Here is an 18,449-nt window from a genome sequence, read left to right as displayed (position 1 = left end):
ACACCTCTGATGTACAAATTCTTCTTCCGGCTGGTCTTCAAGCGGATGGACCCGGAGCAGGCGCACCACCTCGCCTTCCGCTGGATCCGCTTCGCCGCCCGCGTCCCCGTACTGCGCACCTTCGTCGCCGCCGTGCTGGCACCCCGTCACAAGGAACTGCGCACGGAGGCCCTCGGCCTGCGCATGCACGGCCCCTTCGGACTCGCGGCCGGCTTCGACAAGAACGCCGTCGCGATCGACGGCATGTCGATGCTCGGCTTCGACCACATCGAGATCGGTACGGTCACCGGCGAGCCGCAGCCCGGCAACCCCAAGAAGCGCCTCTTCCGTCTCGTCGAGGACCGTGCGCTGATCAACCGCATGGGGTTCAACAACGAGGGCTCCGCGGCCGTGGCCGAGCGACTGGCCGCCCGTAACCCGGTCTTCAGGACCACCGTCGGCGTCAACATCGGCAAGACCAAAGTCGTACCGGAGGCCGAGGCCACCGGCGACTACGTGAAGTCCACCGAACGCCTGGCCGCCCACGCCGACTACCTCGTCGTGAACGTCTCCTCGCCCAACACGCCGGGCCTGCGCAACCTCCAGGCGACCGAGGCGCTCCGCCCGCTGCTCCTCGCCGTCCGCGAGGCCGCCGACCGGACCGTCACCGACCGCCGGGTCCCGCTCCTCGTCAAGATCGCCCCCGACCTCGCGGACGAGGACGTCGACGCGGTCGCCGACCTCGCGGTCGAGCTCGGCCTCGACGGCATCATCGCCACCAACACCACGATCGCCCGTGACAGCCTCGGCCTGAAGTCCTCGCCGTCCCTGACCAAGGAGACCGGCGGCCTCTCCGGCGCACCCCTCAAGGAGCGCTCCCTTGAGGTCCTGAGCCGCCTGTACGCCCGCGTGGGAGACCGGCTCACGCTCGTCGGCGTCGGGGGCATCGAGAACGCCGAGGACGCCTGGCAGCGCATCCTCGCCGGTGCCACGCTCGTCCAGGGCTACAGCGCCTTCATCTACGAGGGCCCGTTCTACGCCCGCGCGATCCACAAGGGCCTGGCCGCACGCCTGGCCGCCTCCCCGTACACGACCCTCGCCGAAGCGGTCGGCGCCGAGACACGGAAGGTCATGAAGTGACCCTCGAACCCTTCGGCGCACGCCTGCGCCACGCCATGGACACCCGCGGTCCGCTCTGCGTCGGAATCGACCCGCACGCCTCGCTGCTCGCCTCCTGGGGCCTGAACGACGACATCGCGGGCCTCGAACGCTTCACGCGTACGGTCGTCGAGGCCCTGGCCGACCGGGTCGCCGTGCTCAAGCCGCAGTCCGCGTTCTTCGAGCGCTTCGGCTCCCGGGGCGTCGCCGTCCTGGAGAAGGCCGTCGCGGAGGCGCGGGCGGCCGGCGCGCTGGTCCTGATGGACGCCAAGCGGGGCGACATCGGCTCCACGATGGGCGCCTACGCGGCGACCTACCTGGACAAGGACTCGCCGCTGTTCTCCGACGCGGTCACCGTCTCGCCGTACCTGGGCTTCGGTTCGCTGCGCCCGGCGCTCGACGCCGCGGCGGTCTCCGGCGCCGGTGTCTTCGTGCTCGCCCTCACCTCCAACCCCGAGGGCGCGGAGGTGCAGCGCGCGACCGCGGCCGACGGCCGGTCGCTGGCTCAGGTGATGCTCGACCACATGGCCGCGGAGAACGAGGGTGCCACCCCGCTCGGCTCGGTCGGCGCGGTGGTCGGTGCCACGCTCGGCGACGCCGGGGTGAATCTGGCGATCAATGGTCCGCTGCTCGCTCCCGGCATCGGTGCCCAGGGTGCGACCCCCGCGGATCTGCCCCGGGTCTTCGGTGCCGCGGTGGGCAATGTGGTGCCCAGCGTGAGCCGGGGCGTGCTGCGCCACGGTCCGGATGTTTCAGGGCTGCGCGAAGCCGCCGGACGGTTCGCGGACGAGGTCCGTGCGGCCGTCCCGGAAAGCTGACCATGCCACGTAACAGCGTGTTGACGAATTCCTGACCAAAATCAGGGGCAATATGCCGGAAAAGTCCCGGTAGGCTGAGGCTGACCAGGACTTTTAGTCCGTTCTCGCTGACTCGAGCGCCCTTGGCCGCTAGTCTCCGTCGAGAGTCAACGAGCACACGTTGTTCGTTGCTCACCTGGTGTGGGGCGACCAGCCTCCTCACCGGTCCGTATCCGACAGATCGACATCCGAGGTGACGTAGGCGTGGCTCTTCCGCCCCTTACCCCTGAACAGCGCGCAGCCGCGCTCGAAAAGGCCGCCGCGGCTCGCCGGGAGCGGGCCGAGGTCAAGAATCGACTCAAGCACTCCGGCGCCTCGCTCCATGAGGTCATCAAGAACGGCCAGGAGAACGACGTCATCGGCAAGATGAAGGTCTCCGCGCTCCTGGAGTCCCTGCCCGGCGTCGGCAAGGTCCGTGCCAAGCAGATCATGGAGCGGCTCGGCATCTCCGAGAGCCGTCGGGTGCGGGGTCTCGGCTCCAACCAGATCGCATCCCTGGAGCGTGAGTTCGGCGGCAGCGCCGCCTGACGTTCTCAGGCACTCCTGAGAACCTGGATAATCGCTCCATGGCTGCAACATCCCGGGGGACGTCCCCCGTACCCCCGGACGTACGTCCGCGGCTGACCGTGCTCTCCGGCCCCTCGGGTGTCGGCAAGAGCACGGTCGTCGCGCATATGCGCAAGGTCCACCCCGAGGTCTGGCTGTCCGTATCGGCCACGACCCGCAAGCCCCGACCCGGCGAACGCAACGGTGTCCACTACTTCTTCGTGGACAACGAGGAGTTCGACAAGCTCGTCGCCAACGGCGAACTGCTGGAGTGGGCGGAGTTCGCGGGCAACCGCTACGGCACGCCCCGCCGCGCCGTTCTCGACCGCCTGGAGGCGGGCGAGCCGGTGCTGCTGGAGATCGATCTCCAGGGCGCCCGGCTGGTCCGCGAGTCCATGCCCGACGCCCAGCTGGTCTTCCTGGCCCCGCCGAGCTGGGACGAACTGGTACGCCGGCTCACCGGCCGCGGGACCGAGGCGCCCGACGTGATCGAGCGCAGGCTCGGGGCCGCGAAGGTCGAGCTGGCGGCCGAGGCCGAGTTCGATACGACGCTTGTCAACACCTCGGTCGAGGATGTAGCACGCGAGCTGCTAACCTTGATGCTGCAGGCTTCCGGCCTCCGTGGCAGCAGCGACTGACGCGACTGACACGGATCACGACCACCACGGAACCGCGCGATCAAAGATCTCTTTGGTCTCTACCCCCTTCGGAAGGCAGAGAGTGTCCTCTTCCATTTCCACGCCCGAGGGCATCATCAACCCGCCGATTGATGAGCTCCTCGAGGCCACCGACTCGAAGTACAGCCTTGTGATCTACGCCGCCAAGCGCGCGCGTCAGATCAACGCGTACTACTCGCAGCTCGGTGAAGGCCTTCTTGAGTACGTCGGTCCGCTTGTCGACACCCACGTGCACGAGAAGCCGCTCTCGATCGCGCTCCGCGAGATCAACGCGGGCCTGCTGACCTCCGAGGCCATCGACGGCCCCGCGCAGTAAGCAGGAACCAAGCACCTTCACCACAGGCCCGGCGGTCCCACCGCCGGGCCTGTGGTGTCTTATGGGACGGTGCGTACGCAGCCGGGTGCGCCGGGAAGCACGAGTGCGGGGAGAGGCAGTGGACAAGCCGAAGGTCGTCCTTGGGGTCAGCGGAGGCATCGCCGCCTACAAATCGTGCGAGTTGCTGCGCCGGCTGACCGAGTCCGGTCACGACGTCCAGGTCGTGCCGACCGAGGCGTCCCTGCACTTCGTGGGTGCCGCCACCTGGTCCGCGCTCTCCGGCCACCCCGTGTCGACCGAGGTCTGGAACGACGTCCACCAGGTGCCGCACGTCCGCACAGGACAGGCCGCCGACCTCGTCGTGGTCGCGCCCGCGACCGCCGACATGCTCGCCAAGGCCGCCCACGGCCTCGCCGACGACCTCCTCACCAACACGCTGCTCACGGCCCGCTGTCCGGTCGTCTTCGCACCCGCCATGCACACCGAGATGTGGGAGCACCCCGCCACCCAGGAGAACGTCGCCACGCTGCGCCGGCGCGGGGCCGTCGTCATCGAGCCGGCCGTCGGACGGCTCACCGGAGCCGACACCGGCAAGGGCCGGCTGCCGGACCCGGACGAGATCTTCGAGGTCTGCCGCCGGATCCTCGCCCGCGGCGCCGCCGCTCCCGACCTTGCTGGGCGCCATGTCGTCATCAGCGCGGGCGGTACGCGGGAGCCGCTCGACCCGGTCCGCTACCTCGGCAACCGCTCCTCCGGGAAGCAGGGTTACGCCCTGGCCCGCACCGCGGTCGCCCGGGGCGCCCGGGTCACCCTCGTCGAGGCCAACACCGGCCTGCCGGACCCGGCGGGAGCCGATGTCCTGCGGGCCGGGACCGCCGTGCAACTGCGCGAAGCCGTACTGAAGGCCGCGGCCGACGCCGATGTGGTGGTGATGGCGGCGGCCGTCGCCGACTTCCGCCCCGCGGCGTACGCGACCGGCAAGATCAAGAAGAAGGACGGGCACGAGCCCGAGCCCGTCGCCCTGGTCCGTAACCCCGACATCCTGGCGGAAATCTCCGCCGACCGGGCCCGGCCCGGTCAGCTCGTCGTCGGATTCGCGGCCGAGACGGACAACGTGCTGGCCAACGGCCGCGAGAAGCTCCGCCGCAAGGGCTGCGACCTCCTGGTCGTCAACGAGGTGGGGGAGCGCAAGACCTTCGGCTCCGAGGAGAACGAAGCGGTCGTGCTCGCCGCGGACGGCGGTGAGACCCCGGTTCCCTACGGGCCCAAGGAGGCACTCGCCGACACGGTCTGGGACCTTGTAGCGGCGCGTTTCGGCTAGATTCCGGGTTCCCTCCCATGGGTGGCTGAAAATATCGGAAAGCGGATGTTTATGCCGCCCAGCAGGAGGGATTGTCACACTGGTGTCATCAGTGCCGCATGTCACAGAACTCCCAAGGGGCGAGACGCGTGGCCCAACCGCCGGAACCGACCGATAAACTGGCCGTCGGAACGTGCCGGGCGCAGCTCCCGGACGTTCCATCAATGATCAGCCAGCAGCCGCTGCAACCCCAGGGAGCGATGTGTCCCGCCGTCTCTTCACCTCGGAGTCCGTCACCGAGGGTCACCCCGACAAGATCGCTGACCAGATCAGCGACACGATTCTCGACGCGCTCCTGCGCGAGGACCCTTCCTCGCGCGTAGCCGTCGAGACCTTGATCACCACTGGTCTGGTGCATGTCGCGGGTGAGGTCACGACCAAGGCCTACGCCGACATCCCCAACCTTGTACGCAACAAGATCTTGGAGATCGGCTACGACTCCTCCAAGAAGGGCTTCGACGGCGCTTCCTGCGGTGTCTCGGTCTCCATCGGCGCGCAGTCCCCGGACATCGCGCAGGGCGTCGACACGGCGTACGAGCAGCGTGTCGAGGGCGATGAGGACGAGCTCGACAAGCAGGGCGCCGGCGACCAGGGACTGATGTTCGGCTACGCCTGCGACGAGACGCCCGAGCTGATGCCGCTCCCGATCCACATCGCGCACCGGCTCTCGCGCCGGCTGTCCGAGGTCCGCAAGAACGGGACCATCCCGTACCTGCGCCCGGACGGCAAGACCCAGGTCACCATCGAGTACGACGGCGACAAGGCCGTCCGCCTCGACACGGTCGTCGTCTCCTCGCAGCACGCGTCGGACATCGACCTGGACTCGCTGCTCGCGCCCGACATCCGTGAGTTCGTCGTCGAGCACGTCCTGGCGCAGCTCATCGAGGACGGCATCAAGCTGGAGACCGAGGGCTACCGCCTCCTGGTGAACCCGACCGGCCGCTTCGAGATCGGCGGCCCGATGGGCGACGCCGGCCTCACCGGCCGCAAGATCATCATCGACACGTACGGCGGCATGGCCCGCCACGGCGGCGGCGCCTTCTCGGGCAAGGACCCGTCGAAGGTCGACCGCTCGGCGGCGTACGCCATGCGCTGGGTCGCGAAGAACGTCGTCGCGGCCGGTCTCGCGGCCCGCTGCGAGGTCCAGGTGGCCTACGCGATCGGCAAGGCCGAGCCCGTCGGTCTGTTCGTCGAGACCTTCGGCACGGCAGCGGTGGACACGGAGAAGATCGAGCACGCGATCGGCGAGGTCTTCGACCTCCGCCCGGCCGCGATCATCCGCGATCTCGACCTGCTGCGCCCGATCTACGCCCAGACCGCGGCGTACGGCCACTTCGGCCGCGAGCTCCCCGACTTCACCTGGGAGCGCACCGACCGCGTGGAAGCACTGCGCAGGGCCGCGGGCCTGTAGCAGGGCACTTCGCTCACGCCGGGGCCCGGACACCGAACGCGGTGTCCGGGCCCCGGCGTCGTGGGGCCCGGCGCCGCTGTCAGTGCCGTCTGGTAGGAATTTGGCTGTGAGCAGCGACAACGAGCGGTCCGCCGAACCCGACGCCGGGGCGCCGGAGCAGCTTGCGCTGATCCGGGAGACCGTGCGCAAGGCACAGGTGCCGCGGGCCAAGCCGCGCACCTGGCGCGGCGCCGCCCTGGCCAAGGAGCTCCCCGTCGCCCGGGTCCTGGTCAACAAGGGCGTGCTCCATCTCGACCAGTACTTCGACTACGCGGTCCCGGAGGAGCTCGACGCCGAGGCGCAGCCCGGTGTGCGGGTGCGGGTGCGGTTCGGCGCGGGAGGGCGCAATGTCCGCGGTGGCCGACGCGAGGGCGGCGGGCTGATCGACGGCTTCCTCATCGAGCGGCGCGCCGAATCGGACTACCAGGGGGCGCTGGCCGCCCTCGCCTATGTCGTATCGCCCGAACCGGTCCTCGGCCCGGAGCTGCTCGCCCTCTCACGCGCCGTCGCCGACCGGTACGCGGGCAGCCTCGCCGATGTCCTCCAGCTCGCGGTGCCACCCAGGAACGGCAGGGCCGAGTCCAGGCCGTCCCCGGAACCCCTGCCGCCGCCCGCGCCGCCGGAGGCCGGGAGCTGGGAGAGGTACGGGCAGGGGCCCGCGTTCCTCCGGGCGCTGGCCGATGGCGGAGCGCCGCGCGCCGTATGGACCGCCCTGCCGGGCCCGCACTGGCCCGAGGAGATCGCCAGGGCGGTCGCCGCCACGCTCGCCTCGGGCCGGGGCGCGCTCGTCGTCGTACCGGACGGCCGGGTCGCCGCGCGGGTGGACAGCGCGCTCACCGGACTGCTGGGGGAGGGGCGGCACACACTCCTGACGGCGGACTCCGGGCCCGAGAAGCGCTACCGGCAGTGGCTCGCCGTGAGCAGGGGATCGGTGCGGGCGGTGGTCGGGACGCGCGCCGCAATGTTCGCACCCGTGGCCGGCCTCGGCCTCGTCGTGATCTGGGACGACGGCGACTCCAGCCACAGCGACGACAACGCACCCTTCCCGCATGTCCGGGAGGTGCTGGAGCTCCGGGCGGCGCACGGCAGATGCGGATTTCTGCTGGGCGGTACGAGCTGCACCGTGGAGGCCGCCCAGCTCGTCGAGAGCGGCTGGGCGCTGCCCCTGATCGCGGACCGGGAACAGCTGAGGAGCGCGGCGCCCCTCGTGCGTACGGTCGGGGACGGCGAGCTGGCGCGGGACGGGGCGGCGCGGAGCGCGCGGCTGCCGAGCCTCGCCTGGCAGACCGTCCGGGACGGGCTGCGCAGCGGCCCGGTCCTGGTGCAGGTGCCCCGCCGGGGGTACGCGCCCCGGCTGGCCTGCGAGCGCTGCCGGACGCCCGCGCGGTGCAGGCACTGTGCGGGGCCGCTGGAGGCTCCGGACCAGCAGGACCTCAACTGCGCCTGGTGCGGGCGCGCCGAGACGGCCTGGCACTGCGAGAGCTGCGGGGCCTTCCGGCTGCGTGCCCAGATCGTCGGGGCCCGCAGGACGGCGGAGGAGCTGGGGAGGGCCTTCCCCGCCGTGCCCGTACGGACGTCGGGGAAGGACCACATCCTGGATTCGGTGCCGGACGCGCCCGCGCTGGTCGTCAGCACACCGGGCGCCGAACCCGTCGCCGACGGCGGGTACGCGGCGGCGCTGCTGCTGGACGGCTGGGCCATGCTCGGCAGACCCGATCTGCGGGCCGGCGAGGAGGCGCTGCGCCGCTGGACCTCCGCCGCCTCGCTGGTACGGGGGCAGGGCGAGGGCGGCACCGTGGTGATCGTCGCCGAGCCGACGCTGCGGGCGGTGCAGGCACTGGTGCGGTGGGACCCCACCGGGTACGCGCGGCGCGAACTTGCGGAGCGGGCGGAACTGGGCTTCCCGCCGGTGTCCCGGATGGCCTCGGTCACGGGTCCCGCCGAAGCGCTGGCCGCGTTCCTGACCGCCGCACAGCTGCCGCCCCAGGCGCAGATCCTCGGCCCCGTACCGGTGCCGGGCGCCGAGCCGGGCCGGCCCCGCAGACCGTGGGACGCCCCGCCGGGCGAGACCTGGGAGCGGGCGCTGATCAGAGTGGAACCGGGGCGGGGGGCGGCGCTCGCCGCGGCCCTGAAGACGGCGCAGGCGGCACGGATGGCTAAGGGCGGCGGCGATCCGGTCCGGATCAGGATCGATCCCCCGGACATCGGCTGAGGGCACCGCGTGACCGTGGGCCACATGGGACTGCCCCGCCGTGCATGCGGCACGGAGGGGCAGAAGGGGTGGCGGTGCGCTCAGCCGTTGCGCGGGCCGGGGAAGGCGCCGGGGCGCAGCTCCTCGCGCAGCGACGGGCCGGCCGCCGAGGGCTGGGGCGGCATCGCCCGTGCCGCGGGGACGACGGGAGCCCCGGGCATGCCAGGAGCCACGGTGACGGGCCGCTGCACGGGGCTCTCGTCGGTCACGGTTCCCTCGGCGGCGCCGGGGTGCGGTGTGTTGCGGCGGGCACCGTAACGGCGGTGCACCGCCTGCTTCGTGACCCCGAGGGCCGAGCCCACCGCGTCCCAGGAGAAACCGAGCGAGCGGTCGAAGTCGACCGCCGCCGTGACCAGGGTCTCGACGCTGTCCCGCAGTTCCTGGGCCAGCCGGACGGTGGGGGCCGGGGCCCTGCCGTAGACGACGAAGCCCGCTGACGGGCCGGAGCGGCGCGGACGATAGACGTTGCCCAGCTGGGCGGTGAGGGTGCGCAGCGCGTCCACCTGCCGCCGGACCCGCTCGATGTCCCGCACCAGAAGATGCAGACTGGCCCGCGCTTGGGCGTCGTGGGTTGCGTGGTCGGCCATGAAGAAGCCTCTCGAACCGGCGATGAAAGGGATCGGGGCCGCACCGAGGCGGCCCACTTCGGTCAATCTCCTTTGACCAACGCGCCACCGGGCGATGTGGTCACGCTATAGGGGCGTATGTGCATATGCGCGGGGCGCACGGCCGTGCGTACGCCCCCCGGCGGCGGGTGGGGCCCGGGGCCCTAGACTGGTGTGCTGCTCGTCACCGTACGTTTCGGCCCGAGAGGCAGTCAGCCCCCATGAAGCTCGTCTTCGCAGGCACCCCAGAGGTAGCCGTACCCGCCCTGGACGCCCTGCTCGCCTCCGGCCGTCATGAAGTGGCCGCCGTCGTCACCCGGCCGGACGCACCTGCCGGGCGCGGGCGCCGGCTGGTCGCCAGTCCCGTCGCCGAGCGTGCCGAGGACGCGGGGATCGAGGTTCTCAAGCCCGTCAAGCCCCGGGACGAGGACTTCCTCGCGCGGCTGCGGGAGATCGCGCCGGACTGCTGTCCCGTCGTCGCGTACGGGGCGCTGCTGCCCAAGGCCGCGCTCGCCGTACCCGCCCGCGGCTGGGTCAACCTCCACTTCTCGCTGCTGCCCGCCTGGCGCGGCGCCGCACCCGTGCAGCACTCGGTCATGTCGGGCGACGAGCTGACCGGCGCTTCGACGTTCCTGATCGAGGAGGGGCTGGACTCCGGCCCGGTGTACGGCGTGCTCACCGAGGAGGTGCGGCCCACCGACACCAGCGGTGATCTGCTCACCCGGCTGGCCTTCGCCGGTGCCGGGCTGCTCGCCGCGACCATGGACGGCATCGAGGACGGCACCTTGCACGCCGTGCCGCAGCCCGCCGACGGCATCACCCTCGCCCCCAAGATCACCGTCGAGGACGCCCAGGTGCGCTGGTCCGCCCCCGCGCTGCGGGTCGACCGGGTGATCCGCGGCTGCACCCCCGCCCCCGGCGCCTGGACACTCTTCCGCGGTGAACGCCTCAAGCTGATCCAGGCGGTGCCCGTCCACGAACGCACCGACCTGGCCCCGGGCGAGCTGTCCGCCGCCAAGAACAACGTGTACGCGGGCACCGGCTCGCACGCCGTGGAGCTGCTGTGGGTGCAGCCGCAGGGCAAGAAGCCGATGCGGGGCGCCGACTGGGCGCGCGGCGTGCGGATCGTGCCGGGCGAACTGGTGGGGATGTAGGGAGGACGGCGGTACGCGGCTGCGACGTACCCTGGGAGCGTTCGTCCTCTCACCATCAGCGGAGCACCTTTCTCGTGACTGACCAGCAGCGTCGCCGTCCCGCCAAGCCGCATCGCCGTCCCCAGAAGGACCCGGTCCGGTTCCTCGCCTTCGAGGCGCTCAGGGCCGTGGACGAACGCGATGCGTACGCCAACCTCGTCCTGCCGCCGCTGCTCAAGAAGGCACGGGCCAAGGGCGACTTCGACGGCAGGGACGCGGCGCTCGCGACCGAGCTGGTCTACGGGACGCTGCGCCGCCAGGGAACGTACGACGCGATCGTCGCCGCCTGCATCGACCGGCCGCTGCGCGAGGTCGACCCGCCGGTGCTCGATGTCCTCAACATGGGCGTGCACCAGCTGTTGGGCACCCGCATCCCGACCCACGCCGCGGTCTCGGCCAGCGTGGAGCTGGCCCGCGTGGTGCTGGGCGAGGGGCGCGCCAAGTTCGTCAACGCCGTGCTGCGCAAGGTGACGGCGCACGACCTGGACGGCTGGGTCGAGCTCGTCGCCCCGTCGTACGAGAAGGATGCCGAGGACCACCTCTCCATCGTCCACTCGCATCCTCGATGGATCGTCTCCGCCCTGTGGGACGCCCTCGGCGGCGGCCGTGCCGGCATCGAGGACCTGCTCGAAGCCGACAACGAACGGCCCGAGGTGACCCTCGTCGCCCGGCCGGGCCGGTCCACCACCGACGAACTCCTCGCCGCCCTCGGCGAGGACAACGGTCTTCCCGGCCGCTGGTCGCCCTATGCCGTACGGATGGCCGAGGGCGGCGAGCCCGGCGCCCTGACCGCCGTCGAGGAAGGCCGGGCCGGAGTGCAGGACGAGGGCAGCCAGCTCGTCGCCGCCGCCCTGGCCAACGCGCCGGTCGAGGGCAGGGACAGCCGCTGGCTCGACGGCTGCGCGGGACCGGGCGGCAAGGCCGCTCTCCTGGCGGCCCTCGCGGCCGGCCGGGGCGCCGCGCTCCTCGCCTCCGAGAAGCAGCCGCACCGTGCCAGGCTCGTCGAGCGGTCGCTGGCCGGCAACCCCGGCCCGTACCAGGTGATCACCGCCGACGGCACCCGTCCGCCGTGGCTGCCGGGCTCCTTCGACCGGGTCCTGATGGACGTTCCGTGCTCCGGACTCGGCGCGCTGCGCCGCCGCCCGGAAGCCCGCTGGCGGCGCAGGGCCAAGGACCTCGAAAGCTTCGCACCGCTCCAACGCGGCCTGCTGCGCGAGGCGTTGAAGGCCGTACGGATCGGGGGAGTTGTCGGTTACGCGACCTGTTCGCCGCATCTCGCGGAGACCCGGGTCGTCGTCGACGACGTACTCAAGGGCCGGGGCGGACAGCCCGTCGAGGCGGAGTGGGTGGACGCGCGTCCCCTGATGCCGGGAGTGCCCGCGCTCGGCGACGGACCCGACGTACAGCTCTGGCCCCACCTGCACGGCACGGACGCGATGTACCTCGCCCTGCTGCGCCGTACCGGCTGATCAGCAGGCAGGAAGCAGGCAAAAAGCCGGGATTGCGTGAACTGTGATGATCCCGTGAGGCTTTGGGCCGCACCGAGGCGGGGAAGTGGCGCGGAACGTGGCAGGCTGGGGGCATGGCCCAGATCAACCCCAGCATCCTGTCCGCCGACTTCGCGCGCCTCGCCGAAGAGGCGAAGGCCGTCGAAGGCGCCGACTGGCTCCATGTCGACGTCATGGACAACCACTTTGTGCCCAACCTGACGCTCGGTGTCCCGATCGTGGAATCGCTGAGCAAGGCCACGGACACTCCGCTGGACTGCCACCTGATGATCGAGGACCCGGACCGCTGGGCGCCGCAGTACGTCGAGGCGGGCGCCGGTTCCGTCACCTTCCATGTGGAGGCGGCGGCGGCGCCGGTGCGGCTGGCGAGGGAGATCAGGGCGAAGGGGGCACGCGCCTCCATGGCGCTCAAGCCCGCGACGCCCATCGAGCCGTACGAGGACCTGCTCCCCGAACTCGACATGCTGCTGATCATGACGGTGGAGCCGGGCTTCGGCGGCCAGGCGTTCCTGGACATCATGCTGCCGAAGATCCGCCGCACCCGTGAGCTGATCTCCAAGCACGGTCTCGAACTGTGGCTCCAGGTGGACGGCGGGGTCTCCGCCAGCACCATCGAGCGGTGCGCCGAAGCAGGCGCCGATGTGTTCGTCGCGGGCTCGGCGGTGTACGGGGCCGCGGACCCGGCCGAGGCGGTGCGGGCGCTGCGGGCCAAGGCGGACGCGGCCACGGCCGCTTCCTCCTGGGGATGCAACCACTGAACCAAGCGCAGATGAACGCGGCCCGACGGGCCTGATCAAGGATCGCCGGATCTGACAGGATGAACGGCGTATCGAGCGTGTGAACAGCAGTGAGGAGATCGCGGTGTCTGGCATCTCGGCGGGTCGGTCAGCCATGCGGATGGGACCCGCGGAGCTGGTGCAGGCGGCGGCCATGGCCCGCCGGTTCTACCTTGAGGGAAAGTCGAAGATCCAGATCGCCGAGGAGTTCGGCGTCAGCCGCTTCAAGGTGGCCCGGGTCCTGGAGACCGCCCTCGAGCGTGATCTCGTACGCATCGAGATCCGGGTGCCGGCGGAACTGGACGCGGAGCGCTCCGACGCGCTCAGGGCGCGCTACGGGCTGCGCCACGCGGTCGTCGTCGAGTCCCCGGCCGAGGAGCAGGAGGACGCCCCCGACCCGGAGAACCTGGGCGAGGTCGCGGCCGATCTTCTCGGTGAACTGGTGAACGAAGGCGATGTGCTGGGCCTGGCCTGGGGCCGGTCCACGATTCATATGGCGGCTGCGCTCGACCGGCTGCCGCCGTGCACGGTCGTGCAGCTCACCGGGGTGTACGACGCGGGGACCGCCGAGCGCGGCTCGGTCGAGGCGGTCCGCCGTGCCGCGCAGGTCTCCGGCGGCGAGGCGCACCCGATCTACGCGCCGATGCTGCTGCCCGACCCGGCGACGGCAGCCGCGCTGCGGCACCAGACGGGGATCGCGCGTGCCTTCGAGTACTTCGACAAGGTGACGGTCGCCGCGGTCTCCATCGGTTCCTGGGAGCCCGGTATCTCCACCGTCCACGACATGCTCTCGGACGAGGAGCGGGCGCACTACGCCTCGCTCGGCGTCGCGGCCGAGATGTCCGCGCACCTCTTCGACACCGAGGGGCGCAGGGTCGGCCGTGACCTCGGCGAGCGCTGCATCACGGTGGAGGCGGACCGGTTGCGCCGGATTCCCGAGGTGGTGGCGATCGCGGGCGGCCAGCGCAAGGCTGCGGCGATCGGCGCGGTCCTGCGGTCCGGCCTCGTCACCAGCCTGGTGACGGACACGGCCGCCGCGGACTTCCTGCTGACGGAGTCGGCACCGGGATCGCGGCCGGCGCTGGAGCGGGCGGACCCGGACAGCGTCTGAGCAGCGGCGAGCGGACAGACCGAAGGCCGGGCGCCATGTGCGCCCGGCCTTCGGTGTCGCTCAGCGCTTCCGGCCGTTGATCAGCGCTTCCGGGCTTCGCTCACCGTCTCGCCGGCCCGGTCGGTGGAGAAGCCGAGGACCGTCTCCTCCAGATACTCCTCGGGCTCCTCGTACTGGCTGACGTCCGCCGGGTTGTAGCGCGGGGTGAGCCGTGACCAGTCCAGATTGCCGCGCATCCAGCTGCGCATGCCGTCCAGATACGGGACGAGGATTCCGGCGAGCTGCGGATACATCTCCAGCAGCTCGTCCTCGGCCGTGAGGAAACGCTCGGTCTCGGCGGCTATCCGGGCGCAGACGTGGTCGATGGCCTGCTGCTCCCCGTAGCCCCGGTGGTGGCGGACCAGATGTACGAGGTTGTGGATCTCGCCGAGTACCTGCTCCTTCTCGAAGGAGTAGACGTCATTGGCCCAGCACACCACGTTGCACGAGGCTTCCAGCGCGGTGATGAAGCGGGGATCGTTGTGGATCGACTCGGGCGCCTCGATGCCGGCCACGATCTCTATCAGGTCCATGCAGACATGGATCGCTCCGGTGTGCCGCCGCTTGGCGATGTACGTCTCCTCGGACGGCACCACGCCGTCGGCCCGGTTGCCGGCCTCCCACGTGGTGGCCGTCGTCAGATACGTGGTGAGGTGCCAGGCGAAGCGTCTGCGCCAGTGCGGGGCCATCGCGGGAATCGTCCGCGCCCACAGATCCTCCAGGGCGACGACGGCCGCCGGAAGCTCCTCGTCCGGTACGGCGGCGGTGTCCATGCCGTCCACCACGGCCAGCATCCGGGCGACGACTCCGCGTACACGTTCCGGATCGCGGCCGAGCTGGCCGTCGTCGAGCTGGTCGTCGACGAGGAAGAGCCAGACGAACCAGTCCGCCGTCAGATCGAGGTGCGTACTGCCGGCCGTGGGATAGACCATGCCGACGAAGGCGCCGAAATCGGCTTGTTCGAATCTGGCTCTCGCGGACTCCCTGTGTACGAGGCCGGTCCTGCGGGTCCAGGTGTCGAGGTGCTCACGGGTCTGCCCGACATGCGGGTTGGTCCGCTGGGGGAACGGGCAGTAGATGTCCGGCAGTTCGCTCTCCACGGGCGGATCTGAATCCTCTCCGGTCAAACGCGTGACAGGTGTTCCGATGGGTGATCGTCGGCGCTGCGGTTACCTCTGAGACCTGCGGATTTGAAGCTACCTGACCCCCAGTCACCGGGTCCAGGGATGGTGATCACGAATGGTTCGAATCCCGTTCGGGTAAGGTCCCTGGGTAAGGCAGGTTCCACTTGCCCGGCCCTCCCGACCTCCTCCTTGGAGGAATAGACGAATGCGGGGGTCTTTTGCTGTGTCTTCGTGGAAACGACCTGCACCGTTTCGTATGAAAAAATGAGTGTTATGCGTTTTCTTGAGCCGGGCACCGGTCGCTACACAGAGTCCCCCTCGGTCCCGTACGACCTCACGTACGACGATGTCTTCATGGTTCCCGGACGCTCGGCGGTCGGGTCCCGGCAGGGCGTGGACCTCTCCTCGCCCGACGGATCAGGCACCACCATCCCGCTCGTCGTCGCCAACATGACCGCGATCGCGGGCCGCCGGATGGCTGAAACCATCGCCCGCCGCGGTGGCCTCGTCGTCATCCCGCAGGACATCCCGATGGAGGTCGTGACCGAGGTCATCAGCTGGGTCAAGACCCGCCACCTCGTGCTGGACACCCCGATCGTGCTGGCACCGGGACAGACCGTCGCTGACGCCCTGTCCCTCCTCCACAAGCGCGCCCACGGCGCGGGCGTCGTCGTCGACGAGGCGTACCGCCCGATCGGTGTCGTCACGGAGCACGACCTGACCGGTGTCGACCGTTTCACCCAGCTCTCCGAGGTCATGTCGAAGGACCTGGTCCTCCTCGACGCCGGCATCGACCCGCGCGACGCCTTCAACAAGCTCGACGGCGCCAACCGCAAGCTGGCCCCCGCCGTCGACGCGGACGGCAGGCTCGTCGGCATCCTCACCCGTAAGGCCGCACTGCGCGCGACTCTCTACACGCCCGCCACCGACGCCCAGGGCAGGCTGCGCATCGCCGCCGCCGTCGGCATCAACGGCGACGTCGCGGGCAAGGCCAAGCAGCTCCTCGACGCGGGCGCCGACACACTCGTCGTCGACACCGCGCACGGGCACCAGGAATCCATGATCGCCGCGGTCAGGGCCGTCCGGGCGCTCGACCCGCAGGTGCCGATCGTCGCGGGCAACATCGTCGCCGCCGAGGGTGTGCGCGATCTGATCGAGGCCGGCGCGGACATCATCAAGGTCGGCGTCGGGCCCGGCGCCATGTGCACCACCCGGATGATGACCGGTGTGGGCAGGCCCCAGTTCTCCGCCGTCCTGGAGTGCGCGGCCGAGGCGAAGAAGTACGGCAAGCACGTATGGGCCGACGGCGGTGTCCGTCACCCGCGCGATGTCGCGATGGCACTCGCCGCGGGCGCGTCCAACGTGATGATCGGCTCCTGGTTCGCCGGTACGTACGAGTCGCCCGGCGACCTCCAGCAGTCCGCCGACGGCCGCTACTACAAGGAGTCCTTCGGCATGGCCTCGGCCCGCGCGGTCAAGAACCGTACGTCGGAGGAGTCCGCGTACGACCGCGCGCGCAAGGCGCTCTTCGAGGAGGGCATCTCCACCTCGCGGATGTTCCTGGACCCGACCCGGCCCGGCGTCGAGGACCTGATCGACTCGATCATCGCCGGTGTCCGCTCCTCCTGCACCTACGCGGGAGCGGCCTCCCTGGAGGAGTTCGCGGAGAAGGCCGTCGTCGGTGTGCAGAGCGCCGCCGGATACGCCGAGGGCAAGCCGCTGCACGCCAGCTGGAGTTGATCCCGGCCCGTCCGTAACAGCTGAGCCCCTCCCGGTGATTCACCGGGAGGGGCTTCTGCGTGTGCGCTCACGGACGACTCCTGGCGCGCTTCAACTCGGTTGAAAATTAAGTAACATGAAGCGCAATCAGCTGCCCGCCTCTCTGCGGTAAGGGATCTCATGTCCTTCTTCACTGACCTGGCCCATCAGTACATCGACGGCGAGTGGAGGGCGGGGAAGGGGTCGTGGGACATCATCGACTTCAACCCGTTCAACGGGGAGAAGCTCGCGTCGATCACGGTCGCCACGGCCGACGAGGTGGACCAGGCCTACCGCGCGGCCGAGCGCGCCCAGCAGGCGTGGGCCGACACCAATCCGTACGCCAGGCGGGGTGTGCTGGAGAAGGCGCTGCGGATCGTCGAGGAGCGCGAGCCCGAGATCAGTGAGGCGATCGTCGCCGAGCTGGGTGGCACCCGCCTCAAGGCGGCTTTCGAGATCCACCTGGCCAAGGAGTTCCTGCGCGAGGCCGTACAGCTGGCGCTCCGGCCCGCCGGGCAGATACTCCCCTCGCCGACCGAGGGCAAGGAGAACCGGGTCTACCGGGTGCCCGTCGGCGTCGTGGGTGTCATCAGCCCCTTCAACTTCCCCTTCCTGCTGTCGCTCAAGTCGGTCGCGCCCGCGCTCGCCCTCGGCAACGCCGTCGTCCTCAAGCCGCACCAGAACACCCCGGTCTGCGGCGGCACCCTGCTGGCCAAGGTGTTCGAGGACGCGGGTCTGCCCGCAGGGCTGCTGAACGTCGTGGTCACCGACATCGCGGAGATCGGCGACACGCTGCTGGAGCACCCCGTCCCGCAGGTCATCTCCTTCACCGGCTCGGACAAGGTGGGCCGGCACGTCGCGACCGTCTGCGCGGCGAACCTCAAGCGCGCCGTGCTCGAACTGGGCGGCAACAGCGCGCTCATCGTGCTCGACGACGCCGATGTGGACTACGCAGTCGACGCGGCCGTCTTCAGCCGGTACATCCACCAGGGCCAGGTCTGCATGGCGGCCAACCGGATTCTGGTCGACCGCGCGGTGGAGAAGGAGTTCACCGAGAAGTTCGTCGCCAAGGTGGCCTCGCTGCGGGTCGGCGACCCGGCCGACCCGGCGACCCAGATCGGCCCGCTGATCAACTCCTCGCAGGCCGAGGCGGTCTCCAAGCTCGTGGACCAGACCGTCGAGGCCGGTGCGACGGCGCTGCTGCACGGTGGCATCGACGGCAATCTGGTGAGCCCCTCCGTGCTGACCGGCCTCGCCGCCGACTCGCCCGTCCTGCACCAGGAGATCTTCGGTCCCGTCGCGCTGCTGGTGCCGTTCGACGGCGAGGACGAGGCTGTACGGATCGCCAACGACACCCCGTACGGGCTGAGCGGCGCCGTGCACACCGGGAACATCGAGCGCGGTGTACGGGTCGGGCAGCGCATCCACACCGGGATGATCCACATCAACGACGGTACGGTCCACGACGAGCCCATCGTCCCGTTCGGCGGCGAGAAGGCGTCGGGTCTCGGGCGGCTGAACGGTGAGTCGATGATCGAGGCGTTCACCACGCAGAAGTGGATCTCGGTGCAGCACGGGCGGTCGCAGTTCCCGTTCTGACCTGCCGGGAGGCGGTGAGCGCGCCGCGGGCGGGCGCGCATGGTCTACTTCGGGGGCGGCGGCAGTGCCGCCGCCCCCGAACCGGACCGCAGAGAAGTGAACCGCCCGAAGTGCGCCTGAACGACCACGACGCACCCAGAGT

General features: G+C 70.6%; 16 protein-coding genes. 14 read left to right on the top strand and 2 right to left on the bottom strand.

The window, feature by feature from the left end; genetic code table 11:
• Positions 1-9: 9 nt before the first annotated feature.
• The 8 genes from ACWGO0_RS26860 to ACWGO0_RS26825 all read left to right on the top strand — a co-directional run bounded on the left by ACWGO0_RS26860 (position 10) and on the right by ACWGO0_RS26825 (position 8,555).
• On the top strand, positions 10-1,119 hold the full coding sequence (locus tag ACWGO0_RS26860; RefSeq protein ID WP_453540187.1) for a quinone-dependent dihydroorotate dehydrogenase: 1,110 nt from the start codon (positions 10-12) through the stop codon (positions 1,117-1,119).
• On the top strand, positions 1,116-1,955 hold the full coding sequence (gene pyrF, locus ACWGO0_RS26855; RefSeq protein WP_453540184.1) for an orotidine-5'-phosphate decarboxylase: 840 nt from the start codon (positions 1,116-1,118) through the stop codon (positions 1,953-1,955). Before ACWGO0_RS26860 ends, pyrF begins: the two co-directional genes overlap by 4 nt.
• Positions 1,956-2,198: 243 nt before the next feature.
• Positions 2,199-2,522 carry an integration host factor gene (locus ACWGO0_RS26850; protein ID WP_453540181.1) on the top strand — a complete coding sequence of 108 codons (324 nt, stop codon included), beginning with the start codon at positions 2,199-2,201 and terminating at the stop codon, positions 2,520-2,522.
• 38 nt (positions 2,523-2,560) lie between these two features.
• Positions 2,561-3,178: a guanylate kinase gene (gene gmk / locus ACWGO0_RS26845; protein WP_453540178.1), complete on the top strand. Its 618-nt coding sequence runs from the start codon at positions 2,561-2,563 to the stop codon at positions 3,176-3,178.
• An 82-nt stretch (positions 3,179-3,260) separates the two neighbouring features.
• A complete protein-coding gene (gene rpoZ / locus ACWGO0_RS26840) occupies positions 3,261-3,533 on the top strand; it encodes a DNA-directed RNA polymerase subunit omega (protein ID WP_023542989.1) in 273 nt (90 codons plus the stop codon).
• 118 nt (positions 3,534-3,651) lie between these two features.
• Positions 3,652-4,854, top strand: coding sequence for a bifunctional phosphopantothenoylcysteine decarboxylase/phosphopantothenate--cysteine ligase CoaBC (gene coaBC / locus ACWGO0_RS26835; RefSeq protein WP_453540173.1), 1,203 nt, complete (start codon positions 3,652-3,654; stop codon positions 4,852-4,854).
• A gap of 241 nt (positions 4,855-5,095) precedes the next feature.
• Positions 5,096-6,304 carry a methionine adenosyltransferase gene (gene metK / locus ACWGO0_RS26830; protein ID WP_453540170.1) on the top strand — a complete coding sequence of 403 codons (1,209 nt, stop codon included), beginning with the start codon at positions 5,096-5,098 and terminating at the stop codon, positions 6,302-6,304.
• Positions 6,305-6,410: 106 nt separating this feature from the next.
• Positions 6,411-8,555, top strand: a complete 2,145-nt coding sequence (locus tag ACWGO0_RS26825; RefSeq protein ID WP_453540167.1) for a primosomal protein N' — start codon at positions 6,411-6,413, stop codon at positions 8,553-8,555.
• Positions 8,556-8,635: 80 nt separating this feature from the next.
• On the opposite strand, the gene ACWGO0_RS26820 is transcribed toward ACWGO0_RS26825, so the two are convergent.
• Positions 8,636-9,181 (bottom strand): hypothetical protein, encoded by a 546-nt coding sequence (locus ACWGO0_RS26820; RefSeq protein ID WP_453540164.1) that lies wholly within the window; start codon positions 9,179-9,181, stop codon positions 8,636-8,638.
• 239 nt (positions 9,182-9,420) lie between these two features.
• On the opposite strand from ACWGO0_RS26820, the gene fmt reads away from it, so the two are divergent.
• The 4 genes from fmt to ACWGO0_RS26800 all read left to right on the top strand — a co-directional run bounded on the left by fmt (position 9,421) and on the right by ACWGO0_RS26800 (position 13,787).
• Positions 9,421-10,353 (top strand): methionyl-tRNA formyltransferase, encoded by a 933-nt coding sequence (gene fmt, locus ACWGO0_RS26815; protein ID WP_453540161.1) that lies wholly within the window; start codon positions 9,421-9,423, stop codon positions 10,351-10,353.
• 74 nt (positions 10,354-10,427) lie between these two features.
• Positions 10,428-11,861 (top strand): RsmB/NOP family class I SAM-dependent RNA methyltransferase, encoded by a 1,434-nt coding sequence (locus ACWGO0_RS26810; RefSeq protein WP_453540158.1) that lies wholly within the window; start codon positions 10,428-10,430, stop codon positions 11,859-11,861.
• 113 nt (positions 11,862-11,974) lie between these two features.
• Positions 11,975-12,658 (top strand): ribulose-phosphate 3-epimerase, encoded by a 684-nt coding sequence (rpe, locus tag ACWGO0_RS26805; RefSeq protein WP_453540155.1) that lies wholly within the window; start codon positions 11,975-11,977, stop codon positions 12,656-12,658.
• Positions 12,659-12,791: 133 nt separating this feature from the next.
• Positions 12,792-13,787: a sugar-binding transcriptional regulator gene (locus ACWGO0_RS26800; protein WP_453540152.1), complete on the top strand. Its 996-nt coding sequence runs from the start codon at positions 12,792-12,794 to the stop codon at positions 13,785-13,787.
• An 80-nt stretch (positions 13,788-13,867) separates the two neighbouring features.
• Here the strand turns inward: ACWGO0_RS26800 and ACWGO0_RS26795 are convergent, their stop codons facing one another.
• Positions 13,868-14,926: a terpene synthase family protein gene (locus ACWGO0_RS26795; protein ID WP_453540149.1), complete on the bottom strand. Its 1,059-nt coding sequence runs from the start codon at positions 14,924-14,926 to the stop codon at positions 13,868-13,870.
• Between the two features lie 297 nt (positions 14,927-15,223).
• On the opposite strand from ACWGO0_RS26795, the gene ACWGO0_RS26790 reads away from it, so the two are divergent.
• Both ACWGO0_RS26790 and ACWGO0_RS26785 read left to right on the top strand, forming a co-directional pair.
• The gene (locus tag ACWGO0_RS26790; RefSeq protein ID WP_453540146.1) at positions 15,224-16,690 is read left to right on the top strand and encodes a GuaB1 family IMP dehydrogenase-related protein; all 1,467 of its coding nucleotides are present in this window, start codon (positions 15,224-15,226) and stop codon (positions 16,688-16,690) included.
• A 159-nt stretch (positions 16,691-16,849) separates the two neighbouring features.
• Positions 16,850-18,307 (top strand): aldehyde dehydrogenase family protein, encoded by a 1,458-nt coding sequence (locus tag ACWGO0_RS26785; RefSeq protein WP_453540143.1) that lies wholly within the window; start codon positions 16,850-16,852, stop codon positions 18,305-18,307.
• Positions 18,308-18,449: the final 142 nt, after the last annotated feature.

Source organism: Streptomyces sp. NPDC055749 (assembly GCF_053617235.1).
The sequence above is the reverse complement of the archived record's forward strand: the minus strand, read 5'-3'. Positions and strand labels throughout refer to the sequence as shown.